The sequence below is a fragment of the Pseudonocardia sp. ICBG162 genome (assembly GCF_020496225.1).
GTDB classification, from domain to species: Bacteria; Actinomycetota; Actinomycetes; order Mycobacteriales; family Pseudonocardiaceae; genus Pseudonocardia; species Pseudonocardia alni.
Genome location: NZ_JAHLJD010000017.1, coordinates 654,659 through 679,838 on the forward strand (window position 1 = coordinate 654,659; position 25,180 = coordinate 679,838).

The following is a 25,180-nucleotide window of genomic DNA, read 5'->3' on the forward strand; positions in this document are numbered from 1 at the left end:
TCACCTCCGCGCCCCCGGGACTTCCCGGCCCCGCCCGGCGCCGTTCCGGGTGGGGCGGGGTCGGCCGCCCAGACTCCGCTGCGGGACCGAGGAGGTCCCCGCGTCCCGCACCCCTGGAGATGAGCAGCCATGTCCGAACGACCGAGCGCGGGCCACCCCCGGACACCCTGGTACCGGCAGCTCTACGTCTGGGTGCTCGCGGGCATGGCCCTCGGTGCCCTCACCGGGCTCGTCGAGCCCGCGTTCGGCCGCTCCCTGGAGTTCCTGGGGGACGCGTTCGTCGGGCTCCTGACGATGGTGCTCGGGCCGATCATCTTGTGCATGGTCGTCGGGGGCATCGCCTCCGTGGCGAGCCTGCGGCAGGTCGGGGCGGTCGCGCTGCGCTCGATCGTCTACTTCGAGGTCGTCACCACCGCCGCACTCGTCCTCGGCCTGCTCGCGGTGAACCTGGTGCGGCCCGGCGCCGGGATGGGGGCGGACGCCGGCGCGCTCGCGCTCGACCCGGACGTCGAACAGCACATCGAGACCGGCCGTGCGGTGGAGTGGACCGACCACCTCACCCAGATCGTCCCGGACAACGTGGTCGGCAGCTTCGCCGAGGGCGCGGTGCTGCAGATCCTGCTGTTCGCCGTGCTCTTCGGGATCGCGCTCGCGGTGATCGGGGAACCGGCACGGCCGGTGGCGCGCGGGATCGAGCAGCTCTCGCGGGTGCTGTTCACCGTCGTCCGGTTCGTGACGTACGCGGCCCCGGTCGGCGTCTTCGGTGCGATGGCCTACACGACCGGCACCTTCGGCGCCGCGACGATCGGGTCGCTGCTGGCGCTCGTCGCCACCTTCTACGTGACGTCGATCGTGTTCGTGGTCGTCGTGCTCGGCTCGGTGCTGCTGCTTGTGGGCCTGCACCCGCTGCGGACCTTCCGCTACTTCCGCTCGGAGATCCTGCTGGCGCTCGGGGCCTCGTCGTCGGAGGTCGCCGTGCCCGGCATCGTCCGCAAGCTCGAGAACGCCGGGGTGTCGAAGGGGACGGCCGGGATCACCGTCAGCGCGGGCTACTCCTTCAACCTCGACGGCACGTGTCTCTACCTCACGCTGTCGAGCGTGTTCATCGCCCAGGCCCTGGGGATCGACCTGTCGATCGGCGACCAGATCGTCATGCTCCTGGTGATGCTCCTGTCGTCGAAGGGGACCGCGGGGGTCACCGGCGGCGGGTTCGTCATGCTGACCACGACGGTGTCCTCGCTGCCGTTCCTCCCGGTGTCCGGGGTGATGCTGGTGTTCGGGATCGACCGGTTCATGTCCGAGTGCCGGGCCGTGGTCAACGCGCTGGGCAACGCGGTCGCCGGGCTGGTCGTCTCCCGCTGGCAGGGCGAGACCACCGCCGCGGACGTCACGGCGATCATGTCCGGCCGCCGCCCGGGTCTCCTCCCGGAGCTCACCGGGCCCGGGCGTCCCGACGCGACCGCCGGCGACGGCGGCACGGCCGACGACCCGGCCGGCGGGCCGGTCCCCGGGCCGCGCGGCGACGCGGTCAGCCGTGCCGGTGACCGGGCGTGAGCGGCACCAGCCTGCAACGGCTGCGGGTGTTCGTGACCATCGTGGACGCCGGTGGGGTCACCGCGGCCGCCCGCACGCTGGGCCTGGCGCAGTCCTCGGTGTCGGCGCACCTGCGCCAGCTGGAGGCCGAGCTGGGCACCCGGCTGCTCGCCCGGGACACGGGCAGGCTGCGGACCACCCCCGCGGGCGACACCCTGCTCGAGCACGCCCGCCGGCTGCTCGACCTCTACGCCGAGGCCGTCGCCGGTGTCCAGGAGCTCGGACACGGACCGGTCGGCGGGACGCTCGCGATCGGCGGGACGGCGACGGCCGGTGAGGGCGTCCTGCCGCGGCTGCTCACCGAGTACACCCGGCTGCACCCCCTGGTCGACGTCGACCTGCTGATCGACAACACCACCGAGACGCTGCGCCGCCTCGACGCCGGCGACATCGGGATCGCGGTCACCGCCGACGACGGCGTGGGCCCCGGGCACGAGAGTGTCGTCGTCGCCTCCGAGACCCAGATCGTCGTCGCCGCCGCGGACCACCCGCTCGCCGGCGGCACGGCCGACCCGGCCGCCCTGCGGGGCAGCACCGTCCTGGTCCGCGAACGCGGCTCCACCACCCGCGCCTACCAGCTCGACCTGCTCGAGCGCTGGGGCATCCCGGGGACGCGGGTGTGGACGGTCGGCGGCACCGCCGCGATCGTGCACGCCGTCGCCGCGGGACTCGGTATCGCCTGCGTGCCCCGGGGGGCCGCGGACGACGCGCTGCGGCTCGGCCGGATCGCCGAGCTCGGCCTGGCACCGGCCCCCGCCACCCGACCCGTCCACCTCGTCCTGCGGACCGGCCGCGTGCTGACCCGCCCCGAGTCCGAGTTCGTCACCCTCGCCCGTGAGAGGACCACACCATGACCACCATCGTCGCCAACGACCGCCACTACCGCGTTCCCGACCGGCCGACGGTGGTCCTCACCGTCGACGGCGGCGACCCCGACTACCTCGACGACGCGCTGCGTCGCGGCATCGTGCCGCGCCTCGCGGGGATGCTCGCCGAGGGCGGTGAGTACCGGCGCGGGGCCTCGGAGATGCCGAGCCTGACCAACCCGAACAACCTCTCGATCGTCACCGGGGTCGCGCCCGCCCTGCACGGGGTGCCGGGCAACTACTGCCGCCTCCCCGACGGCACCCTGCAGCTGTTCGACGACCCCGCGTTCCTGCGCGCCCCGAGCATCCACGCGGTCCTGGCCGAGCACGGGGTGCCGACCCTGATGGTCACGACGAAGGAGAAGCTGCGTCGGCTGCTCGGCCACGGCGGGGTGCCCAGCGTGAGCGTCGAACGGGTCGCCGACCTCCCCGAGTACGGCATCGACGACCTCGCGGCGCTCGTCGGACTCGCCCCGCCCGGCATCTACGACTGGGACGCGAGCCACTACGCCATGCGGATCGGCCTGGCCGTGCACCGCGCCCGGCCGGAGATCCGGCTGTTCTACGTCTCGCTCACCGACCGCGTGCAGCACGCCGCGGCCCCCGGCGACGAGCTGTCCGACCGGTTCCTCACCGAGTTCGACACCCTGCTGGGCGAGTACCTCGACGCCGGGTTCGTCGTCGGCATCACCGCCGACCACGGGATGAACGCCAAGCACGGCGCGGACGGCGAGCCGACCGTGCACTACCTGACCGACGTCCTGGAGGAGGCGGGGGTCGCGGTCGACGAGGTCGTGCTCCCGATCACCGACCCCTACGTCCGCCACCACGGCGCGCTCGGCTCGTTCGCGTGGATCTACCTGCCCGAACCCGAGCGGGACCGGGCCCGCGCCGTGCTCGCCGGCCTGCCCGGGATCGAGGAGGTGTGGGACCGCGCCGACGCCGCGACCGTCCACGAGCACCCCGCCGACCGGATCGGCGACCTCGCGGTCTCGTCGTCGGCGCACGTCGCGCTGGGGACCCGGGCCCGCGACCACGACCTGTCCGGCCTGCACGGCGCCCTGCGGTCGCACGGCGGGCGGCACGAGCAGCCGATCCCGCTGATCACCAGCCGGCCGGTCGCCGGGCCCCTGGCGCGGCGGTTCCGCTCCGGGGTGCTGCGCAGCCGTGACCTGCACGACCTCGTCCTCAACCACCTCTGAGGTCCGGCGGGGCCGACGCGTTCGCCGACGGCAACACCGGGGTAACGCGACGGTCCTACCGTCGGGCGGATGGCGGCCCCCACCTCGCGCCCGGCACCGGTCGGCGACCGGCTCGGCGTCGTGCCGCCGCGGGACTCGGAGCTGCGGTTCCGCACCGTGCACGGCTACCGGCGGGCGTTCCGGGTGGCCGGCTCCGGGCCCGCGGTCGTGCTCGTGCACGGCATCGGGGACAGCTCGGCGACGTGGGAGGCGGTGTTCCCCGCGCTGGCCCGGCGGCACCTGGTCATCGCCCCGGACCTGCTCGGGCACGGGCACTCCGACAAGCCGCGCGCGGACTATTCCGTCGCCGCCTACGCCAACGGGGTCCGCGACCTGCTCGGTGTCCTCGGGGTGCCCCGCGCGACGCTGGTGGGGCACTCGCTCGGCGGCGGCGTCGCCATGCAGTTCGCCTACCAGTACCCCGAACGCACCGAGCGTCTCGTGCTGGTCGGGACCGGCGGGGCGGGTCCGGACGTGACGCCGCTGCTGCGCGCGGTGAGCCTGCCCGGCGCGCACGCGGTGCTGGCGGCCTCGCAGCTGCCACTGCTGCGGTGGCAGCTCGGGTGGGCCGTCGACGCACTGCGCCTGGTCGGGGCCGACCTCGGCCGCGACGCCGCCGACCTGCTCCGGCTGGTCGACGCGCTGCCCGACGCGACGTCGCGGACGGCGTTCATCCGGACGCTGCGCGCCGTCGTCGACTGGCGCGGGCAGGTGGTGACCATGCTCGACCGCTGCTACCTGACCCGCGGGATGCCGACGATGCTCGTGTGGGGCGCCCGGGACGCCGTCGTACCGCTGGCGCACGCGCGCACCGCGCACGCCGCGATGCCGGGCAGCAGGCTGGAGGTCTTCGACGACGCCGGGCACTTCCCGCACCACAGCGACCCGGCCCGGTTCGTCGGGGTGCTGGAGGAGTTCCTGGGGTCCACCGACCCGGCGCGGTGGAGCCCGGAGCAGTGGCGTCAGCTGCTGCGCTGCCCCGCTCCCCCGCCCGCCGGCGTCGCCGGGGCGCGGCCGGGACCGGTCTCAGCGACCTGACCCCGGGCCCGGGGTCAGAACACGAACCCCAGCCAGGTGCCGGCACAGCCGTGGCAGGCGCCGTGCGTCGTCGCGGCCCGGTGCACCGGGCGCAGGCAGATCACGCAGTGGGTGAGCCGGCGCCGGGCCCGGCGCAGCAGACCGTCACGCACCTGGCGGACGGCGAGCCCGGCGTCGCCGTCGGGGTCGTCGCAGCCGGGCAGGACGGGTACCTCCACCGCGTCCGCCGGGTCCAGCACCGGGAGGTGGCCGTCCCAGCGTGGTTCCGGGCGGGCCAGCAGCACCGGACCGGCCGGGTCGAACCCGAGCATCAGCTGCGGCGGCTCCCCCGCGACGAACCAGGCCACCGGGTCCGGCGTCGCGCCGGGCGGGAGGAGCCCCGCCGAGCGCAGGTCCGCGTCAGTCCAGCCGCCGCGACGCAGGTCGGCCGGGGTGAGCCCGAAGTGCCGCAGCCCGTCGGCGGGCAGGTCGAGCTCGCGCAGCTCCGCCGGGGACGGGACGCCGACGTAGACGGTGCCGCGCTCCCCCGCCGGCTCCGCGACGGGCCCGGTGTCGTGGCCGTCCGCGGCGCGCCACGGGGCGGCGACGAGCACGGCGAGCACCCGCGGGTCGACGCCGAGGCGCCCGGCCACCTCCGCGGTGCGGTCCTCGGTCACGTGGTCCCCGATCCCTGCCTGCACCACACGCGCCGGGGCGGCTCCGGTGTCGGAGCCGCCCCGGTGTGGTGCGGTGTCGTTCAGCTGCAGCCGCTGGTGGAGCCGCAGCCCTCGCAGAGGTAGCAGGATCCGGCGGGGCGCATCTTCGTCCCGCAGGTCATGCACAGCGGTGCGTCGGCGGCCTTGCCCAGACGCAGCTCGAGCAGCTCGGTGGAACTGCCGACCTCGACCGGGGCCGGATCGACACCGGCCTCCTTGCGCTCCTCGGTCGTCGGCACGGAGGAGCGGAACTCCTCCATGTCGAGCTTCTCGCCGGTGCCGTAGTCGTTCTCGACCTGGGCGGACCGCTCGTCGGAGGAGAAGATGCCCAGCTGGGCGCGCTTCTCGTACGGCAGGTGGTCCAGTGCCAGGCGGCGGAACAGGTAGTCCAGCACCGAGGTCGCGATCCGGACGTCCGGGTCGTCGGTCATCCCGGCCGGCTCGAAGCGCAGGTTGGAGAACTTCGAGACGTAGAACTCCAGCGGGATGCCGTACTGCAGACCCACCGAGATCGACATCGAGAAGGCGTCCATCACGCCGGCCAGGGTCGAGCCCTGCTTGCCGAGCTTGACGAAGATCTCGCCGAGGCCGTCGTCGGGGTAGCTGCCGGCGGTGAGGTAGCCCTCGGCGCCACCGACGGTGAACGACACGGTCTCGCTGGGCCGCTTCTTCGGCAGCCGCTTGCGGACCGGCCGCTGCTCGACGACGACGTGCTTCTCCGGCTCGGCGTCGGCCTTCTTGTCGCCGCCCTTGCCCGCGGACAGCGGCTGGCCGACCTTGCAGTTGTCGCGGTAGATCGCCAGGGCCTTGAGGCCGAGGCGCCACCCCTCGAGGTAGATCCGCTCGACGTCCTCGACGCTCGCCCGCTCGGGCATGTTGACCGTCTTGGAGATGGCGCCGGACAGGAACGGCTGCGCGGCGGCCATCATGCGGACGTGGCCCATCGGGGCGATCGTCCGGTCGCCCATGGCGCAGTCGAACACCTCGTAGTGCTCGGGCTTCATGCCCGGGGCGTCGACCACGTGGCCGTGCTCGGCGACGTACTCGACGATCGCCTCGGCCTGCTCGGCCTGGTAGCCGAGGTTGTCCAGGGCGCGGCGCACCGACTGGTTGACGATCTGCATGGAGCCGCCGCCGACCAGCTTCTTGAACTTGACCAGCGCCAGGTCCGGCTCGATGCCGGTCGTGTCGCAATCCATCATCAGGCCGATCGTGCCGGTCGGGGCCAGCACCGACGCCTGCGCGTTGCGCCAGCCGTTGACCCGGCCGATCTCCTGGCACTGCTTCCAGACCTCGGTGGCGAGCTTCTGCACCGGGGTGCTGGAGGCGAAGGTGCGGATGCGGTCGTTCTCCGCGGCGTGCTTGCGGACGACGCGCTGGTGGGACTCGGCGTTGCGGGCGTAGCCCTCGTACGGGCCGACGACGCCGGCGAGCTCGGCGGAGCGCTTGTACGCGGCACCGGTCATCAGCGAGGTGATGGACCCGGCGAGCGCGCGGCCGCCCTCGGAGTCGTAGGCGTGGCCGGTCGCCATGAGCAGCGCGCCGAGGTTGGCGTAGCCGATGCCCAGCTGGCGGAACCGGCGCGTGGTGTCGGCGATCGGCTCGGTCGGGAAGTCCGCGAAGCAGATCGAGATGTCCATCGCGGTGATGATCAGCTCGACGGCCTTGGCGAAGGTCTCGGCGTCGAACCGGTCGTCGGAGTCGAGGAACTTCAGCAGGTTCAGCGACGCCAGGTTGCAGCTGGAGTTGTCCAGGTGCATGTACTCCGAGCACGGGTTCGACGCGCTGATGCGCCCCGACTCCGGGGTGGTGTGCCAGTCGTTGATCGTGCCGTCGTACTGGATGCCGGGGTCGGCGCAGTTCCAGGCCGCCTCGGCGATGCCGCGGAACAGCTTGCGGGCGTCGACGCGCTCGATGACCTCACCGGTCATGCGGGCACGCAGACCGAAGTCGGTGCCCCCCTCGACGGCGCGCATGAACTCGTCGGTGACGCGGACGGAGTTGTTGGCGTTCTGGTACTGCACCGAGGTGATGTCGGAGCCGCCCAGGTCCATGTCGAAGCCGGCGTCGCGCAGGACGCGGACCTTGGCCTCCTCCTTGGCCTTGGTCTCGACGAACTCCTCGATGTCGGGGTGGTCGACGTCGAGGACGACCATCTTCGCCGCGCGCCGGGTGGCGCCGCCGGACTTGATGGTGCCCGCGGAGGCGTCGGCACCGCGCATGAACGAGACCGGGCCCGAGGCGGTGCCGCCGGAGGACAGCAGCTCCTTCGACGAGCGGATGCGCGAGAGGTTCAGGCCGGCACCGGAGCCGCCCTTGAAGATCAGGCCCTCCTCGCGGTACCAGTTCAGGATCGACTCCATGGTGTCGTCGACCGAGAGGATGAAGCAGGCACTGACCTGCTGCGGGCTGGCGGTCCCGACGTTGAACCACACCGGCGAGTTGAAGCTGAACACCTGGTGGATCAGCATCCAGGTCAGCTCGTGGTCGAAGATCTCGGCGTCGCCGTCGGTGGCGAAGTAGCCGTGCTCGAGACCGGCCCGCTTGTAGGTGCCGACGACCCGCTCGACGAGCTGCTTGAGGCTGGACTCGCGGGTGTCCGAGCCCACCGCGCCGCGGAAGTACTTGCTGGTGACGATGTTGGTGGCGTTGACCGACCAGTTGCGCGGGAACTCGACGCCGCGCTGCTCGAAGTTGACGGTGCCGTCGCGCCAGTTCGTCATGACGACGTCGCGGCGCTCCCACTCCACCTCCTCGTAGGGGTGGACCCCTTCGGTGGTGAAGACACGCTGCACGGTCAGGCCGGGCGCGCGCTTGGCGCCGGTCTTCCCGCGGCCACGCGACGGCTTGGCCGCCGCGCTCTCACCGGTGTCTGTCGTCGGGCCCCCGACGGTCTCGGTCATGAACTGCCTCCGCACATCCGACGCTTCTCCGCCCGCACGCTGGGGTGCGCGGACGGCTCTCTTCCCGGTACGACCGGCGACGACGACGCGCCGCTCAGCCGTCCGGGTGGTGACCGGCCTCGTCGTCGGCTGCTTCCCCGGCAGCCGCCGAACGCAGGTCGGCGATCTCCTTCTCGAAGTCCTCGATGGAGGAGAAGGACCGATAGACACTCGCGAACCGCAGGTACGCGACCTCGTCGAGCTCACGCAGCGGCCCGAGGATCGCCAGCCCGACCTCGTGGCTGGGGAGCTCCGCCGCCCCGCGCGCGCGCACCGTCTCCTCGACCCGGTGGGCGAGCTGTTGCAGGTCGTCCTCGTCGACCGGCCGGCCCTGGCACGCCCGCCGAACCCCGCCGACGACCTTCTGCCGGCTGAAGGGTTCGGTCACCCCGCTGCGCTTGACGACGGCGAGCACGGCCTCCTCGACCGTGGTGAACCGTCGTCCGCACGAGGTGCAGGACCGGCGCCGGCGGGTGCATGTCCCGTCGTCGGCGGTCCGGGAGTCGATCACGCGGGAGTCCGGGTGTCGGCAGAACGGGCAGCGCATGGACGCTCACACCCCTCTTCCGTGACGTTCCGGAAACTCTCCGCAGCGATCAGTCCCCCCAACCAGTGGCGGAACGACACCAATGTAACCCCTACATCTAGGGGTACGCCATCCCGGGCCCGGTGCCACGCCGAGCTTCGCCCGATCGGGATCCGAGCCTCGCACACCACGTTCCGCGACCGGTCCGTCGCCGACGATCATGGAGCGGGGCATCGGCGCTGGTGGCGCCGAGGAACGTCGCGGGCGGCGCCGTCCGTCGCGCCGGAGGGACCGCGACCGGCGGCCACCCGATGCGGGGACACGCCCTGCGGACGCGCCCGGCGGCACGTCGCCGACTCCTCCGGCGACATCCCGACGGCCACGTCACGACGCCCGCGCGCCATACCGCGCACGCCGTCACCCGATGCGACGCCGACGCGGCGTCCGTCGCTCCGCACCGTCACCACCTGGGACCGCCCCGCAGCGCACGGCCGTGCGAACCACGGGGTGCGGCGTCGCACTGCGCGGCGCCGGCCGACGTCAGCGCACGGCGCCGACCGACGGCACGGCGGCCGCGGGGGCGTTCCAGCCCGCCGCCGCGTCGCCCAGCAGCCCGAGCGCCACCACCGCGGTCGTCGCGCACAGCAGGGCCGCGACCCCGGTGAGGAACCGCTCCAGGCGACCGCGGGCGCGGCTGCGGGCCGGGCGCGGGCGCGCCGGGACCAGGCAGCGCCGGGACGGCGGACGGACGGTGCGCGGTGCCGGCACGGCCACCGACCGCGTACGGGCCGGCGCCGCGGCCGGTGCGGGCCGCGTCAGGGTCGCCGTCGCCCCCGGGGCCGGGTCCGCGATGGTGCAGCGGGGCGTCCGGACCGCGGGGTTCGGACCGCCGGCGGGACCGGACACCGGGACACCGGCCCCGGGGGCGCCGGACACCGGAGCGCGCCGGGAACGGGCGGCGGGGTGACGGGCCACCGACTCGGTCAGTGCGCGCTCGCGCGCCCCGTGGGCGGCCCACCGGTGGGCCGCGCGCGTGGCGGCCGACGAGCCGGCACCGGCCGCACCGGCGAGACCGTCGGCGGCCCGCACCCGCTCCCGGGCGGCGCGCCGGGCGCGCGAGGTGGGGGTGCCGGGCGCCGGGGCGCCGGTCAGGCAGCCGACCGCGCCGTGGTCGCGGATCCGCTCGTCGAGCTCTCGCATGGTTCCTCCTGCCGTCGGACCGCCCGTCCCCCGGACGGTCTCGTCTCCCCCGCTCCCGACCGGCCCTTCCCCGAGCCCGGTCGAACGGGCGTACGAGCGGTGTAGCACCCGGCACCGACAACAACTGCGTTCCCGCAGGTCGTCGCCCGTGCCGGGACGTTCTCAGCGTGGTGCGCCGACCGCGGGCGGCCCGGCCGGGCCGTGGGTGGCGACCGCGACGTCGGCGAGCACCCCGAGCGCGACGACCGCGGCCGCCGAGGCGAGCAGGACACCCGACGCGGCCACCGCACGGCGCACGACGCCCGGCGCCGGGCCGGGACGCACCCCGTCGGTCGTGGTGCGCACCGGGACCCGCCCGATGACCGTCACGTCCCCGATGACCGCCGTACCCACGATCGCCACCCCCGCTGCCGTTCCCGCTGCCGGTCTCCCCCGCGCGGCCGGGCGGCGACGCGGACCGCGTTCGATCGAACCAGTGTTCGATCGAACGCCTGTGCGATGTTGTACCACCGCGGTCCGCCGGAATCCACGACACGCCCCGGGCGACTTCGAACGCATGTTTGGCGAACGGGCCCGCGGCGGCTAGGGTCGTCGCCGTAAGTACCCCGAGGAGGCGAATGCGATGGCAGCGGACGACACCGGACACGGTGGTCCCGGCGTGACCGGCACCGCCGCGGACCGGGGATCCGCGAAGGTCCGGGAGTTCCCCGACCCCGCGGCCGACACCCGCGGCCTGACCCCGCGGCAGAAGAAGGTCCTGGCCGTCATCCGGGACTGGGTGGACCGGTACGGCTACCCGCCCAGCGTCCGCGAGATCGGTGACGCGGTGGGCCTCACGTCCACCTCGTCGGTGCACCACCAGCTCCGCACCCTGGAGCGCAAGGGCTTCCTCCGGCGCGACCCGAACCGCACCCGCGCGGTCGACGTCCGCAGCCCGGAGCAGATCGCCGGTACCGACGGGACGGACTCCGACACCGACACCGACACCGCCGACCTGCGTTCCGCGCGGCCGGCGCCGGCGTTCGTGCCGCTCATCGGCGACATCGCCGCCGGTGGCCCGATCCTGGCCGAGCAGGCCGTGCAGGACGTGTTCCCGCTGCCGCGCGAGATCGTCGGCGAGGGCACGCTGTTCCTGCTCAACGTCAAGGGCGACTCGATGGTCGACGCCGCGATCACCGACGGCGACTGGGTCGTCGTGCGCCAGCAGCCGGTGGCCGAGCAGGGCGAGGTCGTGGCCGCGATGATCGACGGCGAGGCGACCGTGAAGACGTTCCGCCGCAAGGACGGGCACATCTGGCTGATGCCCGCGAACGACGCCTACGACCCGATCCCGGGTGACGACGCGTCGATCCTCGGTCGCGTCGTGGCGGTCCTGCGCCGCCTCTGACCGTCGCGGACGGCGCCCCGTCCCGCGGTCAGCGGGACCGGCGGCGCCGTCCGTGCAGGGACATCGCGACGGCGCCGGCGACCAGCAGCGCCCCGAGCGCCGCGGCCCCGCCCGCGGCGGGCAGCCACGACGGGTACGTGCGGTACTCCGGCACCTCGGCGGGCTGGGGCACGACCGGTGCCCGCGGAACGGTCGCCGCGGTCACCGCGCCCGGGACGACCGTGATCGCCGCCGCGGTCAGGCCCCGCGCCTCGCTCCCGGAGTGCAGCGCGCCCTGGCCGTCCGGGGCGACCGCCTCACCCTGGGCCTCCCCCGGCAACGGCACCGGCAGCGGTGCCCCGCCCAGGGCCTCGACCAGCGCGTCCGCCGTCGCCGGTCCGCCGGCGGGCAGCGGGAACACCCAGGCGTCGGTGTAGGTCCGCAGCACGGCGGCGCGCCCGCCCTCGGCCCCGGCCGGCGAGACCCCGCCGCCGGTGACCGTGCGCGACCCGGCGGCCCCGAGCGGCCCGCCACCGGTGCCGGACCAGGGCAGCACGACCTGGGCCACCCGGCGCAGCTCCACGGGGTCCCCGCCGTCGCGCAGTGGTGCGGCGGGCCGGTAGACCCCGGCGGCCCCGGTGGTCTTGTCGACCAGCAGGGGCACGCCGTCGTCGCCGACCAGCAGGGCCTCGACGTCGCGCGGACCGTCAGGGTGGACGAGGTCGTGCACCCGTGGCGGCCCGGCCGGGGGCAGCACGACGAGCCGGACCGAGCCGCGCTGCGCCCCGTTGTCGCCGGTGTCGGCGAGCCACAGCTCCCCGCCCGGTCCGAGGCCGAGGTCCTCGACGTCGGTGACCGGGACGTCGGCCTGCCGGGTGCCGGTGACCGCGCAGCCGGCCGGGTCCAGGGTGAACGCCCGCGCGGTCCCGCCGCCGTCGACGATGGCGTGGTAGCGCTGCGGGGCCGCGCCGGGCGGGCCCTCGGCGACCAGCCCGGACAGCTCCTCCAACCGCGGGTCGTCGATCGAGCAGACCGGGGTCGCCCCGGGCGGCGGCGCGGCCGCACCCGTGAGCGCACCGGACAGGCAGAGGACCGCGGTCAGGCGGCGGGCCACGACCCCGAGACCCGCTCGCCCGGCCGGTGGGACGCTCAGTGGCCCGCCGCCGTCGCCGGCAGGTCGGTGCCGGTCCCGGTCGGCAGGGCCGAGCCCGCCACCGCGAACGGCAGCACCGCGGTGCCCAGCTCGGGCTTGACCCGCGCCCGGATCCGGGTGCCGTCGGCGGTGTGCTCCTCGGCGAGGATCTCGCCGTCGTCGTGCAGCCGCGCGACCAGCGCACCCTCGGTGTAGGGCAGCAGGAGGTCGACCTCGTACTCCGGGCGCGGCAGGCGCTCGGCGATGCGCTCCCGGAGCTGCGGGATCCCGGCGCCGCTGTGCGCGGAGACGAACACCGCGTCCGGCTGGGCGTGCCGCAGCCGGGCCAGCGCGAGGTCACCGGCCGCGTCGGTCTTGTTGATCACGAGCAGCTCGGGCGGCATCGTGTCGCCCGCGGCCTCCCCGACCTCGACGAGCACCTGGCGGACCGCGGCGATCTGGTCGTCGGGCAGCGGGTCGGACCCGTCGACGACGTGCACCAGCAGGTCGGCCCGGGCGGCCTCCTCCAGCGTGGAGCGGAACGCCTCGACGAGCTGGTGCGGCAGGTGCCGCACGAACCCGACGGTGTCGGTGAGGGTGTAGTCGTGCCCGTCGGGCGTCTGCGCCTTGCGGGTGGTCGGGTCCAGCGTCGCGAACAGCGCGTCCTGCACCAGCACCCCGGCGTCGGTGAGCTGGTTGAGCAGGCTCGACTTGCCCGCGTTGGTGTAGCCGACGATCGCGACAGAGGGGATCTCGTTGCGGCGACGACTGCCGCGCTGGGTCTCGCGGACCTGGCGCATCGCGCCGATCTCGCGGCGCAGCTTCGACATGCGCGCGCGGATCCGGCGCCGGTCCAGCTCGATCTTCGTCTCACCGGGGCCACGGCCACCGATACCGACACCGCCCGCGGCGCGGCCACCGACCTGCCGGGACAGCGCCTCACCCCAGCCGCGCAGCCGCGGCAGCAGGTAGGACAGCTGCGCGAGCTCGACCTGGGCCTTGCCGTCCCGGGAACGGGCGTGCTGGGCGAAGATGTCGAGGATCAGCGCGGTCCGGTCGATGACCTTGACCTTGAGCCGCTCCTCCAGCTGACGGAGCTGGCCGGGTGACAGTTCGCCGTCGCAGATCACGGTGTCGGCGCCGGTGGCGCGGACGGTCCCGAGCAGCTCCTCGACCTTGCCGGAGCCGATGAACGTGGCCGGGTCCGGGCTGGAGCGGCGCTGGACGAGGCCGTCCATCACCTCGGAACCGGCGGTCTCGGCGAGGCGGGCCAGCTCGGTCATCGAGTTCTCGGCCTGCTCGGCCGTGCCCTCGGTCCAGACGCCGACGAGCACGACCCGCTCCAGCTGGAGCTTGCGGTACTCGACCTCGGTGATGTCGGTGAGCTCGGTGGACAGCCCGTGGATCCGGCGCAGCGACGTGCGCTCCTCCAGGTCGAGCTCGCCACCCGTCGGAACCGGGTTCGACGTGGAGGGGGTCACGGAGGGGTGCGTGTGGGCATCAGTCATCTTGACCCCATCCTCCCACGTCGCGGGGCCCGTGTCCGCCCGGATTCGCGGCGCTCAGGCGGGCGCGTCCCACCACGCGCGGTCCAGCTCCCCGGACGCGAGCAGCACGGCCGGGCCGTGCAGCGTCGTGGGCCCGGTCCGCTCGCCGGTACCCGCCTCCACCGTCACCCGCAGCAGGCCGCCCGGGACGGTGACCTGCACGTCGCCGGCGGAGTGCCCGGCGTGCCGCAGCGCGGCGACGGCGGCGGCGACGGTCCCGGTGCCGCAGGAGCGGGTCTCCCCCACGCCGCGCTCGTGCACCCGCATCCGGATGCGGCCGCCGTCGGCGGGACCGTCCAGCGGGGTCAGGAATTCGACGTTCACCCCGTTCGGGAACAGCGCCGGGTCGAACGAGGGCGCGCGGGTCAGGTCGAGGGTGTCCGGGTCGGCCGCGGTGACGCAGGCCAGGTGCGGGTTGCCGACGTCGAGGGCGATGCCGTCGAAACGCGCGTCGCCGCTGGTGGCGACCGACGCCGGGCCGACGCCGACCGTCCCGAGCCCGACCGAGACCCCGTCCGGCCCGACCGCGGTGTCGAGCACCCCGTTGCGGGTGCCGACCGGGCCGCCGGTGGCCCAGCCGCGCTCGTGCAGGTAGCGGGCGAACACGCGCAGGCCGTTGCCGCACATCTCGGCGAGCGAGCCGTCGGCGTTGCGGTAGTCCATGAACCACTCGACGCCGTCGGCGGGCTCACCGACGCCGGGCTCCCCGGCGAGCTTCGCCCAGCGCACGACCCGCAGCACCCCGTCCGCACCGAGGCCGCGGCGGCGGTCGCACAGCGCGGCGACGCGGGCCGGGGTGAGGTCGAGCGCGGCGTCCGGGTCGGGCAGCACCACGAAGTCGTTCTGCGTGCCGTGCCCCTTGCTGAACGCGATACCGCCGGTCATGCCACCAGCCTACGAGCGAGCACCGCGCGCGCCGAGGCCACCAGGTCCGGGTCGGCGCCGTCGAGCCAGTGGATGCGGCGGTCGCGGCGGAACCAGGAGCGCTGGCGGCGCACGAACCGCCGGGTCGCCCGGACCGTCTCCTCCCGGACGCCGGCGAGGTCGGGGTGGGCGGGGTCGCGGTCGAGGGCCTCGATCACCTGCCGGTAGCCCAGCGCGCGGGACGCGGTGCGGCCCTGCGCCAGCCCGTGGCGGAGCAGGGCGCGGGTCTCGTCGACCAGACCGTCGTCGAGCATCCGGTCCACCCGCAGCGCGACGCGCTCGTCGAGCTCGGCGACGTCGCGGTCCACGCCGAGCAGCACGGCGTCGTAGCGGGGGGTGCCCGCGCCGGGCAGCGTCGCCCGGAACGGCCGGCCGGTCAGCGCGATCACCTCGAGCGCGCGGACGATCCGCCGCCCGTTCGAGGGCAGCACCTGCTCCGCGGCGACCGGGTCGACCGCGGCGAGGCGGGCGTGCAGCGCGCCGGACCCGTCGCGTTCCAGCTCGGCCTCCAGCGCGGCGCGCAGCTCCGGGTCGGTGCCGGGGAACTCCAGCTCGTCCAGCACGGCCTGCACGTAGAGCCCCGAGCCGCCGACGAGGACCGGGGTGCGCCCCGCGGCGCGCAGCTCCTCGACGACGGCGCGGGCCTCGCGCTGGTAGGCCGCGACCGAGGCGGTCTCGGTGACGTCCAGGACGTCGAGCTGGTGGTGGACGACGCCGCGCCGCTCGTGCGGGGCGAGCTTCGCGGTGCCGACGTCCAGGCCGCGGTAGAGCTGCATCGCGTCGGCGTTGACGACCTCCCCGTCCAGCGCCAGCGCCAGCTCCAGGCCCAGGTCCGACTTGCCGGTCGCGGTCGGCCCGACCACGACGACCAGCGGCGGTGCCGTCGACGGAGGGGCGCTCACGCCGGTTCCCACAGCGCCACGTGGTAGGCGACGCCGTAGGGCATCGAGGTGTGCCGGTGCGCCGCCGTCCAGGCCCGCCCGCGCGCGGCACCGGCCAGCACCTGCCACGGCGCGCGCCCGGACGCCCAGAGCGCGGCGGCGCCGTCCGGGTCGAGCCGGGCGAGCGCCTCGGGGTCACCGGCGTCGAACGCGGCGGCGACGACGGCGTCGAACGCCTCGGCGCGGCCGTCGAACCCGCCGGGGGCCTTCGCGGTGTGCTTGGCCGCGCCGTCACCGACGACGAGCAGCCCGACCCCCTCGCCGGCGAGCTCCGCGCCCAGCGCCAGGCAGTCGGCGACCGGGGTGTCCGGTGCGACGAGCTCGCCGCGCGCCGACCCGACCCCGGCCGGCGCCGCGGCCCAGGCCGCGACCAGCAGCGGGAGCGGCAGCTCCGCGCCCTCGTCGGGGCCGTCCGGGCCGGGCAGCGCGACGGGGACGTCGCGGCCGTAGCCGGCGAAGGTGCCGCGGGTGCCCGGGGCGACGGTGCGCCGCCCGCCGGGGTCGGCGCCGACGACGACCCAGCTGTCCGCGGCCGCGGCCAGACCCGCCACGGCGGTGGCGACGGCCTCGCGCAGCCCCTCGGTCTCGACCGCCGCGTCGCCGCTCAGGGCGGGGACGAGGAGCGGGGGCTGGGGCAGGACGGCGATCGCGGCGGGCACGGGATCCGAGGGTAATCAGCGCTCCCCCGCCGCGACGCCCGTACCCGGCCGGGGGGCACGCGGTTCCCCCGAGGGCGGTGGACCTGCTTGAATCGCCGTTCCGGCCTCCGCACCGCGCGAGGGGCCCGGTGCGCGCACGGCCCCGGACGGACATCCGCACCGGGGCGCCCGCCCCCGCGGCGGGCCGAACGAGGAGGACCTACCGGTGTCCGAGACCCACGCGACCGACGCTGCAGGACAGGGTGCCGAGCCCACCCGGCCCGCCCCGCCGAAGCCGGGGCCGCCCCGGCCCGGCCCGCGGCCCGGACCGCCGCCCGCCGCGCGACCCGCGCCCACCCCGGCCGCGGTCGTACCGCCCGCGCCGCCCGCCGCGCTGCCGTCGCCGGTGCCCTCGGCGGCCGGTGACCCGGGCCGCTGGGGCCGCGCCGACGACGACGGGACCATCACCCTGGTCACCGCCGACGGCGAGCGGGTCGTCGGCTCCTACCAGGCCGGACCGCCCGCGGAGGGCCTGGAGCACTACGCGAAGCGGTTCGACGCACTGGTCACCGAGACCGAGGTGCTCGCCGCGCGGATCGCCGGCGGCGGGGACGCGAGGGCGTCGCTGACCGCGCTCACCGCGCTGCGCGAGGGCCTCGGCGAGGCGCACGTGGTCGGGGACGTCCCCGCCCTGCGCGAGCGGCTCGACGAGCTGGTCGGCCGGGCCGAGCAGGGCGTCAGCGCGGCGAAGGAGGAGCGCGAGCGCGCCCGGCACGACGCCGTCGCCCGCAAGGAGGCGCTCGCCGTCGAGGCCGAGAAGATGGCCGCGGACTCCACGCAGTGGAAGCAGGCCGGGGACCGGTTCAAGGCGATCCTCGACGAGTGGCGCACCGTCCGCGGCGTCGACAAGAAGACCGACGAGCAGCTGTGGAAGCGCTTCTCGAAGGCCCGTGAGGCGTTCAACCGGCGGCGCGGCTCGCACTTCGCCGACCTCGACCGTCAGCGGGTCACGGCGAAGGCCCGCAAGGAGGAGCTCGTCGACCAGGCCGAGGCCCTGGCCGACTCCGACGAGTGGAACGCGACCGCGGCCGCCTACCGCGACCTGATGACCGAGTGGAAGGCCGCGGGCCGCGCCCACCGCGAGGCCGACGACGCGCTGTGGGCCCGCTTCCGCGGCGCGCAGGACCGCTTCTTCGCCCGCCGTGGCGAACACTTCTCCGCCCGCGACACCGAGTTCGCCGAGAACGCCGAGGCGAAGCGGGCCCTGCTCGCCGAGGCCGAGACGATCGACCTGTCCGACCCGGACGGCGCACGGGCCCGGCTGCGCGAGGTCCAGGAGCGCTGGGAGGCCATCGGCAAGGTCCCGCGCGAGGAGATCCGCACCCTGGAGGGGCGGCTGCGCGGGATCGAGGACAAGGTCGCCGCCGCCGCGGACGCGCAGTGGCGCCGCACCGACCCCGAGGCCCAGGCCCGCGTGGAGCAGTTCCGGGTGCGGGTCGAGCAGTTCGAGGCGCAGGCGGAGAAGGCCGAGGCGGCCGGCGACGGCAGGCGCGCCGAGCAGGCCCGTGCGCAGGCGGCGCAGTGGCGGGAGTGGCTGACCGCCGCCGAGCAGGCGGTCGACGAGCGGTAGGGGTCAGTCGCGCTGCAGCGCGGCGCCCGCCCACACGAAGGTCAGCAGCACGACCGCGATCACGCCGAGGACCATCCCGAACCCGGGGCCGGCCTCGGCGCCGGTCTGCTGCGACCAGATCGCCCACAGCCCGTTCACCGAGGAGATCCCGCAGCCGAAGGCCGCGAGCCACGCGAGCGCCCACAGCCGGGTCAGCAGCGCGGCCGCGGACACCACGACGGCGAACCCGGTCATCGTGAACGAGAACAGCGTCGGCAGCGGCCCGGAGGTGCCGGAGGCCAGCACCTGCCAGCCCGGGGTGCCCGCCACCCACGGCAGCAGCAGCGCGGCGACGGCGGCGACGATCGCCACCGCGATCAGCATGGCGCGCGCGCCCGGGTCGATCCGGCGGGCGACACCGCGCCCGGCCCGGTCGATCTCGGCGCGGGTCTCCGGGGACACGTCGCTCATCGGGTACCTCCGGTGGTGGCGGGGACGCCGCAGGACGGCGCGGCGGGTGCCGGCTCGGGCGCCGGGGCGCCGAACGCGGGCAGTCCCAGGGTGGTGGGTGCCCCGGACGGGCGCTCGCCGGCCTCGGCGGCGTCGCCGGCGCGGGTGCGGCGGTGGGTGAGCACGCCGCCGTCGGCGACGAGGTGGTGCGGGGCACCGCGGTCGATCCGGACGGTGACGATGTCGCCCGGCCGGATGCCGGTCGCGTCCCCGGGCGCGAAGTGCACGAGCCGCCCGTCGCGGGCGCGGCCGGTGAGCCGGGCGGTCGCCGCGTCCTTGCGGCCCTCGCCGGTGGACACCAGCAGCTCGACCTCGGTGCCCTCCTGCCTGCGGTTCTCCTCCCAGGAGATCCGCTCCTGCAGCGCGACGAGGCGCTCGTAGCGCTCCTGCACGACGGCCTTGGGCAGCTGGTCGGGCAGGTCCGCGGCGGGCGTCCCGGGGCGCTTCGAGTACTGGAAGGTGAACGCCGCGGCGAACCGGGCCCGCTCGACGACGTCGAGGGTGTCCTGGAAGTCCTGCTCGGTCTCGCCGGGGAAGCCGACGATGATGTCGGTGGTGATCGCCGCGTGCGGGATCGACTCCCGCACCTCGGCCAGGATCGACAGGAACCGCTCCGAGCGGTAGCTGCGGCGCATCCGGCGCAGGACGTCGTCGGAGCCGGACTGCAGCGGCATGTGCAGCTGCGGGCAGACGTTCGGGGTCTGCGCCATCGCGGCGATCACGTCGGAGGTGAAGTCGCGCGGGTGCGGGCTGGTGAACCGCACCCGCTCCAGCCCCTCGACCTCGCCGCAGGCCCGCAGCAGCTTCGAGAACGCCTGCCGGTCACCCATGTCCGAGCCGTAGGCGTTCACGTTCTGCCCCAGCAGGGTCACCTCGAGCACGCCGTCGGCGGCGAGGGTCTGCACCTCGGCGAGCACGTCGCCGGGGCGCCGGTCGCGCTCCTTGCCGCGCAGCGACGGCACGATGCAGAACGTGCAGGTGTTGTTGCAGCCCACCGAGATCGACACCCAGCCGGCGTAGGCGGAGTCGCGGCGCGCGGGCAGCGTCGAGGGGAACACCTCGAGCGCCTCGGCGATCTCGACCTGCGCCTGTTCGTTGTGCCGGGCCCGCTCCAGCAGCGTCGGCAGGGCGTGCACGTTGTGCGTGCCGAACACGACGTCGACCCACGGGGCCCGCCGCGTGATCGTGTCGCGGTCCTTCTGGGCCAGGCAGCCGCCCACGGCGATCTGCATGTCCGGGTTCGCGACCTTGCGGGGGCGCAGGTGCCCGAGGTTGCCGTAGAGCTTGTTGTCCGCGTTCTCCCGCACCGCGCAGGTGTTGAACACGACGACGTCGGCGGTGTCGGGGTCCTCGGCCCGGGCGTACCCGGCGTCCTCCAGCAGACCGGCCATCCGCTCCGAGTCGTGCACGTTCATCTGGCACCCGTAGGTGCGCACGGTGTAGCTGCGGCTCACACACCCGAGGGTAGGCGCCCGGTGCGACGACGCCGGGACGGGGCCGTCGGGGATGATGGGCGGGTGCACCGGCCCGGGCCCCCGCTGACGAGGCGCACCGTGCTGCGCGCGGGGGCGGCGCTGGGTCTGGGGGCGGGGCTGGCCGCCTGTACCGGGCCCCGGCCCGCCGCCCCCCTGGTGATCGCCGGCGGGGTGCAGCCGGGGGTATACATCAACCTCGCGCGCACGCTGTCGGAGATCTGGCGGGAACGGCTCGGGCTCGCCGCGGCCCCGCAGGTGCTGGAGACCGCGGGCAGCGCGCAGAACATGGACCTGCTGACCACCGGGGCGGCCGCGGTCACGATCAGCCAGGTCGACGTGGCCGCCGACGTCGCCGCCCGCACCACCGGTCCGGCCGAGCCGCGCGCACTGGCCCGGCTCTACGACGACGTCACCCACATCGTCGTGCGCGCCGACTCCGGCCTGCGCACCATCGCCGACCTGCGCGGACGACGGGTGTCGATCGGCCCGGGCGGCAGCGGCTACCAGCCGATCGCGACCCGGCTGCTCGACGTCGCCGGGATCGGCGTCGCGGGCCTGGGCACCCGCGCGGAGCTGGGTCTCCCGGACGCGGCGGCGGCGCTGCGTGAGAACGGCCTCGACGCGTTCTTCTGGTCCGGCGGGGTCCCCACCGACGGCGTGCGGGAGCTGGCCGCGCAGGTCCCGATCCGGCTGCTGGAGCTCGGCGGCGTGCTCGACCGCATGCGCGACCGGTACCCCGTCTACTCGGTGGCGACGGTCCCCGCGAACACCTACGGCCTGCCCGGCCCGGTCTCCTGCCTGTCGGTGCGTAACGCGCTGCTGGTCACCGAGGGGATGGACGCCGACCTGGCCGGCGCGCTCATCCGCGCCGCCTTCGACGAGCAGCCGCGGCTGGCCCAGGCCAGCCCGGCCGCGGTGACCGTCGACTCCCGCTCGGCGATCGGCACCCAGCCGATCCCGCTGCACGAGGGCGCCGTCGCGTTCTACCGGGCCACCAAGGGCTACTGAGGTGCCCCCGGGCGCAGCCACAGCGTGACCCGCAGCCCGCCGCCCGGGGCGTCGCCCAGCTGCAGGCTCCCGCCGGCCGCGGCCGCGGTCCGCACCGCGATGGCCAGGCCCAGCCCGCTGCCCTCGACGTTGGTCTGCCCGGGCGCCCGCCAGAACCGGTCGGTGGCCCGCGCCCGGTCCTCCGGCGCCAGGCCGGGACCGCCGTCGACGACGCTGACGCCGATCCGGTCCGCGGTGCGCAGCGTCGCGACCCGCACCCGTCGCCCGGCCGGGGTGTACTTGAGCGCGTTGTCGAGCAGCGCGTCGAGCACCGACTCCAGCGCGGGCTCGCCGATCCGGGCGTGCAGGCCGTGCGGGCCGCTGCGGCGCAGCTCGATCCCGGAGTGCTCGGCCAGCGGCCGCCAGTTGTCCACCCGCTCGGCGATGACGACGTCGAGGTCGGTGTCCTCGGCGTCGCCCGGGTCCTCCACCGCGCGCTCGGCGCGGGCCAGCGCGAGCAGCCCGTCGAGCACCCGGGACAGCCGCTCGGCCTCCTCCATCGCCGCGAGGTGGTCGTCGGCGGCGGCCGGGTCGACGTGCCCGTCGAGGTTCGACAGCCGCAGGCGCAGCGCCGTGAGCGGGTTGCGCAGCTGGTGGGAGGCGTCGGCGACGAACGCGCGCTGGGCGGCCAGCGCCTCGCGCACCGTCTCGGTCATCCGGTCGAAGGACCCGGCCAGCGAGCGCAGCTCCGGCGGGCCGCTGCGCCGCGACGGCGGACCGGGCGGCCCCCCGGCGACGACGGCCGTCCCGACCCGGCCCATCGCCTCGTCGAGCCGGCGGACCGGGCGCAGCACCCAGGCGGTCAGCGGCAGCGCGACCAGGGTGCCGGCGAGCAGCGCGAACACCGCGGCCCCGGCGATCAACGACCAGGTGCGCACCGCCTCGGCCCGCAGCGCGTCGGTCGATGACACCGTCGCCACCGCGCCGACGACCTCGCCGTCGACGAGCACGGGCTCGGCCAGCACCAGCGGCCGGGCGTCCCACGGCATCAGCAGCGGGTAGGTCGACGAGCGGCGCCCGGCCAGCGCGACCGCGGTCCGCTCGGTGGCGTAGTCCCCCAGCTCGGGCAGCCGGTCGGCCGGGCGGGACGCGGTCAGGGTCCGGCCGGTCCGGTCGAACACCAGCACCGCGACGCCGTAGACGTCGTCGTAGCGGGTGATCTCGTCGGTGAAGGTGGTGAGCGCGGAGCTGCCCGCGGGGGCCTCGATGAGCGGGCGCTGCGCGGTGGAGGCGAAGGAGATCGTGTCGGTGAGCCGGTCGGTGAAGACCTCCTCCTGGGCGCGCTGGGCGGCGGTCCAGGCCAGCGGGACGCCCAGCCCGGCGGCGAGCAGCCCGACGAGCACGAGCACGACCAGCAGCAGCCGGCTGCGCACGGGTCAGTCCTCGGTGGCGGCGAAGCGGTACCCGACGCCACGCACGGTGCGCACCAGCTCGGGGCGACCGAGCTTGGTCCGCAGCGTCGCCACGTGCACGTCGAGGGTCCGGTTCGCGCCCGCCCAGCCGCGCCCCCACACCTCGGCGACGATCTGGGCGCGGGTGCAGACGGCGCCGTCGGCGCGGGCGAGCAGCGACAGCACCTGGAACTCCTTGCGGGTGAGCACGACCTGCTCCCCGGCGACGGTGACCTCGTGCCGTTCGGGGTCGACGCGGACGTCGCCGACGGTCACCGGGGCCGACCCGGCCGGGGCGACCGTGCCGTCGTCGCCGACCTTGCGGCGGCGCTGCACCGCGTGCACGCGGGCCACGAGCTCGCCGATGTCGTAGGGCTTGACCAGGTAGTCGTCGGCGCCGGTGTGCAGCCCGGCGATGCGGTCGGTGACCTCGCCGCGGGCGGTCACCATCAGCACCGGGACCTCGGAGACGGCGCGGATCGCGCGGCAGACGTCGAGCCCGTCGGCGTCGGGGAGGCCCAGGTCGAGCAGCACGACGTCGACGCCGTCGAGGTGGTCGACGGCGCCGCGGCCGTGGTCGAGGCGGGTCGTGGTCATCCCGTGCCGGTGCAGCGCCGGGCGCAGCGCGGCGGCGACCCGGTCGTCGTCCTCGATCAGCAGGATGTGCACCGCTGTCCGCCCTTTCCGTTATGTGGCCGAGACCCTAAAGGTTCCTCAAGGTGATGGACTCGCTTGTCCGTTCCGTCCAGGCTCTCGCCATGTCCGGAGGCAGCATGACCAGCCCGCCCGCGTCCAGCACTCCCATGGTGCGGATGGCCGGGGTGCAGAAGCACTTCGGCGACCTCCACGTGTTGCGCGACATCGATCTGGACGTCGCCCGTGGGGAGGTCGTCGTCGTCCTCGGCCCCTCCGGTTCCGGCAAGTCCACACTCTGCCGCACGATCAACCGGCTCGAGCCGATCGACACCGGAACGATCGAGATCGACGGCACCGCGCTGGCGGCGGAGGGCAAGGCGCTGGCCGCCCTGCGCGCCGACGTCGGCATGGTCTTCCAGTCGTTCAACCTGTTCGCGCACAAGACGATCCTGGAGAACGTCACGCTGGCCCCGCTCAAGGTCCGCGGCGTCTCCAAGGCCGAGGCCGAGAAGACCGGGCTGGCGCTGCTGGAGCGCGTCGGCATCGCCAACCAGCGCGACAAGTACCCGGCGCAGCTCTCCGGCGGCCAGCAGCAGCGCGCGGCGATCGCCCGCGCGCTGGCGATGAAGCCGAAGGTGATGCTCTTCGACGAGCCGACCTCGGCGCTCGACCCGGAGATGGTCAACGAGGTGCTCGACACCATGACCTCGCTGGCCAAGGAGGGCATGACGATGGTCGTCGTGACCCACGAGATGGGCTTCGCCCGCCGGGCCGCGCACCGCGTCGTCTTCATGAGCGACGGCGAGATCGTCGAGGACGCGACCCCGGACGAGTTCTTCACCGCCCCGCGCAGCGACCGCGCCAAGGACTTCCTCGGCAAGATCCTCTCGCACTGAGGACGCCTTCCACCACCACCCCCGACGAGCGGAGCGAACCGTGAAGAGAACCCGCATCCTGGTGGCTGCCGCCCTGGCCGCCACCCTCGCCCTGGCCGGCTGCGGCCGCGAGGGCGCCCCCGGCGCCGAGGGCTCGGGCTACCAGCCGACCGTCGCGCAGAACGTGACCGTCGAGGGCTCTCCCACCTTCGACGCCATGAAGCAGCGCGGCCGCGTCGTCGTCGGCGTCAAGGACGACCAGCCGAACCTGGGCTTCCGCGACGCCACCACCAACGAGTTCTCCGGGTTCGACATCGACATCGCCCGGATGGTCGCGGGCGGTCTCGGCTTCTCCCCCGACCAGATCGACTACAAGGTCATCCCGTCGGCGGCGCGCGAGGACAACATCGAGCGCGGCGACGTCGACTACTACGTCGGCACCTACACGATCAACGACAAGCGCAAGCAGCGCGTCGGGTTCGCCGGTCCGTACTACGTCGCCGGGCAGAGCCTGCTCGTCCGCGCCGACGACGACGCGATCACCGGCCCCCAGACCCTGCAGGGCAAGCGGGTCTGCTCGGTCACCGGCTCCACCCCGATCCAGCGGGTCAAGGACCAGAAGCTGACCGACCAGGTCGTGGAGTTCCAGACCTACACCCAGTGCGTCGACCAGCTGATCAACAACCAGGTCGACGCCGTCACCACCGACGACGCGATCCTGCTCGGCTACGCCGCGCAGAACCCGCAGCAGCTGAAGGTCGTCGGCGAGAAGTTCTCCTCCGAACCCTACGGCATCGGCGTCCCGAAGGCCGACACCGCGCTCCGCAACAAGATCAACGACCTGCTGCAGGCGTCGATCGACGACGGAACCTGGAAGACCATCTACGACGGCACCCTGGGCAAGTCCGGTACCCAGACCGAGCCGCCGGCCATCGAGCGCTACTGATCCCGCCCGCGGCCCGGCGGGGCGGTGACCGCGTCACCACCC

23 protein-coding genes are annotated in these 25,180 nt (G+C 74.9%); 9 read left to right on the forward strand and 14 right to left on the reverse strand.

What is annotated here, in order from left to right; genetic code table 11:
• Positions 1-129: 129 nt before the first annotated feature.
• The 4 genes from KPL60_RS17180 to KPL60_RS17195 all read left to right on the forward strand — a co-directional run bounded on the left by KPL60_RS17180 (position 130) and on the right by KPL60_RS17195 (position 4,738).
• Complete coding sequence (locus KPL60_RS17180) at positions 130-1,554, forward strand: cation:dicarboxylate symporter family transporter (protein WP_226366454.1); 1,425 nt, start codon at positions 130-132, stop codon at positions 1,552-1,554.
• Complete coding sequence (locus KPL60_RS17185; protein ID WP_226366455.1) at positions 1,551-2,447, forward strand: LysR family transcriptional regulator; 897 nt, start codon at positions 1,551-1,553, stop codon at positions 2,445-2,447. Before KPL60_RS17180 ends, KPL60_RS17185 begins: the two co-directional genes overlap by 4 nt.
• Entirely contained in the window at positions 2,444-3,661 is a 1,218-nt protein-coding gene (locus KPL60_RS17190) for an alkaline phosphatase family protein (protein ID WP_226366456.1), read from the forward strand. The genes KPL60_RS17185 and KPL60_RS17190 overlap by 4 nt, the downstream gene beginning before the upstream one ends.
• A gap of 69 nt (positions 3,662-3,730) precedes the next feature.
• Positions 3,731-4,738: an alpha/beta fold hydrolase gene (locus KPL60_RS17195; protein WP_226350511.1), complete on the forward strand. Its 1,008-nt coding sequence runs from the start codon at positions 3,731-3,733 to the stop codon at positions 4,736-4,738.
• 14 nt (positions 4,739-4,752) lie between these two features.
• Here the strand turns inward: KPL60_RS17195 and KPL60_RS17200 are convergent, their stop codons facing one another.
• The 5 genes from KPL60_RS17200 to KPL60_RS17220 form a co-directional block, all read right to left on the reverse strand.
• Positions 4,753-5,394: a hypothetical protein gene (locus KPL60_RS17200; RefSeq protein WP_226350510.1), complete on the reverse strand. Its 642-nt coding sequence runs from the start codon at positions 5,392-5,394 to the stop codon at positions 4,753-4,755.
• Positions 5,395-5,474: 80 nt separating this feature from the next.
• Complete coding sequence (locus tag KPL60_RS17205) at positions 5,475-8,336, reverse strand: vitamin B12-dependent ribonucleotide reductase (RefSeq protein ID WP_226366457.1); 2,862 nt, start codon at positions 8,334-8,336, stop codon at positions 5,475-5,477.
• A gap of 94 nt (positions 8,337-8,430) precedes the next feature.
• On the reverse strand, positions 8,431-8,922 hold the full coding sequence (gene nrdR, locus KPL60_RS17210) for a transcriptional regulator NrdR (protein WP_062396654.1): 492 nt from the start codon (positions 8,920-8,922) through the stop codon (positions 8,431-8,433).
• 519 nt (positions 8,923-9,441) lie between these two features.
• Positions 9,442-10,101: a hypothetical protein gene (locus tag KPL60_RS17215; protein WP_226366458.1), complete on the reverse strand. Its 660-nt coding sequence runs from the start codon at positions 10,099-10,101 to the stop codon at positions 9,442-9,444.
• A 162-nt stretch (positions 10,102-10,263) separates the two neighbouring features.
• Positions 10,264-10,494, reverse strand: a complete 231-nt coding sequence (locus KPL60_RS17220) for a hypothetical protein (protein ID WP_226366459.1) — start codon at positions 10,492-10,494, stop codon at positions 10,264-10,266.
• Between the two features lie 229 nt (positions 10,495-10,723).
• On the opposite strand from KPL60_RS17220, the gene lexA reads away from it, so the two are divergent.
• A complete protein-coding gene (lexA, locus tag KPL60_RS17225; protein ID WP_226366460.1) occupies positions 10,724-11,488 on the forward strand; it encodes a transcriptional repressor LexA in 765 nt (254 codons plus the stop codon).
• A gap of 28 nt (positions 11,489-11,516) precedes the next feature.
• Here the strand turns inward: lexA and KPL60_RS17230 are convergent, their stop codons facing one another.
• From KPL60_RS17230 to KPL60_RS17250, 5 genes are read right to left on the reverse strand one after another with little or no spacing between them, the layout of a single operon-like run.
• Positions 11,517-12,581 (reverse strand): hypothetical protein, encoded by a 1,065-nt coding sequence (locus KPL60_RS17230; RefSeq protein ID WP_226366461.1) that lies wholly within the window; start codon positions 12,579-12,581, stop codon positions 11,517-11,519.
• Between the two features lie 35 nt (positions 12,582-12,616).
• Complete coding sequence (gene hflX, locus KPL60_RS17235; protein WP_226350505.1) at positions 12,617-14,107, reverse strand: GTPase HflX; 1,491 nt, start codon at positions 14,105-14,107, stop codon at positions 12,617-12,619.
• A 54-nt stretch (positions 14,108-14,161) separates the two neighbouring features.
• Positions 14,162-15,031, reverse strand: a complete 870-nt coding sequence (dapF, locus tag KPL60_RS17240) for a diaminopimelate epimerase (RefSeq protein WP_226366462.1) — start codon at positions 15,029-15,031, stop codon at positions 14,162-14,164.
• Entirely contained in the window at positions 15,028-15,972 is a 945-nt protein-coding gene (gene miaA, locus KPL60_RS17245) for a tRNA (adenosine(37)-N6)-dimethylallyltransferase MiaA (RefSeq protein WP_226366463.1), read from the reverse strand. Before miaA ends, dapF begins: the two co-directional genes overlap by 4 nt.
• A complete protein-coding gene (locus KPL60_RS17250) occupies positions 15,969-16,670 on the reverse strand; it encodes a hypothetical protein (protein ID WP_226366464.1) in 702 nt (233 codons plus the stop codon). The genes miaA and KPL60_RS17250 overlap by 4 nt, the downstream gene beginning before the upstream one ends.
• A gap of 373 nt (positions 16,671-17,043) precedes the next feature.
• Between KPL60_RS17250 and KPL60_RS17255 the strand changes: the two genes are divergently transcribed.
• A complete protein-coding gene (locus tag KPL60_RS17255) occupies positions 17,044-18,279 on the forward strand; it encodes a DUF349 domain-containing protein (RefSeq protein ID WP_374228715.1) in 1,236 nt (411 codons plus the stop codon).
• A 3-nt stretch (positions 18,280-18,282) separates the two neighbouring features.
• On the opposite strand, the gene KPL60_RS17260 is transcribed toward KPL60_RS17255, so the two are convergent.
• Together KPL60_RS17260 and miaB are read right to left on the reverse strand one after the other, a co-directional pair.
• Positions 18,283-18,729 (reverse strand): hypothetical protein, encoded by a 447-nt coding sequence (locus KPL60_RS17260; protein WP_226350500.1) that lies wholly within the window; start codon positions 18,727-18,729, stop codon positions 18,283-18,285.
• On the reverse strand, positions 18,726-20,222 hold the full coding sequence (gene miaB, locus KPL60_RS17265; protein WP_226366466.1) for a tRNA (N6-isopentenyl adenosine(37)-C2)-methylthiotransferase MiaB: 1,497 nt from the start codon (positions 20,220-20,222) through the stop codon (positions 18,726-18,728). The genes KPL60_RS17260 and miaB overlap by 4 nt, the downstream gene beginning before the upstream one ends.
• 99 nt (positions 20,223-20,321) lie before the next feature.
• Here miaB and KPL60_RS17270 point away from each other — a divergent pair, with 99 nt between their 5' ends.
• The gene (locus KPL60_RS17270) at positions 20,322-21,251 is read left to right on the forward strand and encodes a TAXI family TRAP transporter solute-binding subunit (protein ID WP_226366467.1); all 930 of its coding nucleotides are present in this window, start codon (positions 20,322-20,324) and stop codon (positions 21,249-21,251) included.
• Here the strand turns inward: KPL60_RS17270 and KPL60_RS17275 are convergent.
• Both KPL60_RS17275 and KPL60_RS17280 read right to left on the reverse strand, forming a co-directional pair.
• Positions 21,245-22,663 (reverse strand): HAMP domain-containing sensor histidine kinase, encoded by a 1,419-nt coding sequence (locus tag KPL60_RS17275; RefSeq protein ID WP_226366468.1) that lies wholly within the window; start codon positions 22,661-22,663, stop codon positions 21,245-21,247. The two genes, KPL60_RS17270 and KPL60_RS17275, sit on opposite strands and share 7 nt — an antisense overlap.
• Before the next feature lie 3 nt (positions 22,664-22,666).
• On the reverse strand, positions 22,667-23,350 hold the full coding sequence (locus KPL60_RS17280) for a response regulator transcription factor (protein WP_062396678.1): 684 nt from the start codon (positions 23,348-23,350) through the stop codon (positions 22,667-22,669).
• A 134-nt stretch (positions 23,351-23,484) separates the two neighbouring features.
• Between KPL60_RS17280 and KPL60_RS17285 the strand changes: the two genes are divergently transcribed.
• Complete coding sequence (locus KPL60_RS17285) at positions 23,485-24,213, forward strand: amino acid ABC transporter ATP-binding protein (RefSeq protein ID WP_020622568.1); 729 nt, start codon at positions 23,485-23,487, stop codon at positions 24,211-24,213.
• A gap of 40 nt (positions 24,214-24,253) precedes the next feature.
• Positions 24,254-25,138: a glutamate ABC transporter substrate-binding protein gene (locus tag KPL60_RS17290; RefSeq protein ID WP_226366469.1), complete on the forward strand. Its 885-nt coding sequence runs from the start codon at positions 24,254-24,256 to the stop codon at positions 25,136-25,138.
• Positions 25,139-25,180 lie beyond the last annotated feature (42 nt).

Excerpts from the sequence above, each read along its gene's own strand:
- KPL60_RS17260 (WP_226350500.1), bottom strand. The coding sequence starts at position 18,729 with ATGAGCGACGTGTCCCCGGAGACCCGCGCCGAGATCGACCGGGCCGGG.
- hflX (WP_226350505.1), bottom strand. The coding sequence starts at position 14,107 with ATGACTGATGCCCACACGCACCCCTCCGTGACCCCCTCCACGTCGAAC.
- KPL60_RS17215 (WP_226366458.1), bottom strand. The coding sequence starts at position 10,101 with ATGCGAGAGCTCGACGAGCGGATCCGCGACCACGGCGCGGTCGGCTGC.
- nrdR (WP_062396654.1), bottom strand. The coding sequence starts at position 8,922 with ATGCGCTGCCCGTTCTGCCGACACCCGGACTCCCGCGTGATCGACTCC.
- KPL60_RS17195 (WP_226350511.1), top strand. The coding sequence starts at position 3,731 with ATGGCGGCCCCCACCTCGCGCCCGGCACCGGTCGGCGACCGGCTCGGC.
- KPL60_RS17205 (WP_226366457.1), bottom strand. The coding sequence starts at position 8,336 with ATGACCGAGACCGTCGGGGGCCCGACGACAGACACCGGTGAGAGCGCG.
- lexA (WP_226366460.1), top strand. The coding sequence starts at position 10,724 with ATGGCAGCGGACGACACCGGACACGGTGGTCCCGGCGTGACCGGCACC.
- dapF (WP_226366462.1), bottom strand. The coding sequence starts at position 15,031 with ATGACCGGCGGTATCGCGTTCAGCAAGGGGCACGGCACGCAGAACGAC.
- KPL60_RS17285 (WP_020622568.1), top strand. The coding sequence starts at position 23,485 with ATGGTGCGGATGGCCGGGGTGCAGAAGCACTTCGGCGACCTCCACGTG.
- KPL60_RS17190 (WP_226366456.1), top strand. The coding sequence starts at position 2,444 with ATGACCACCATCGTCGCCAACGACCGCCACTACCGCGTTCCCGACCGG.
- KPL60_RS17180 (WP_226366454.1), top strand. The coding sequence starts at position 130 with ATGTCCGAACGACCGAGCGCGGGCCACCCCCGGACACCCTGGTACCGG.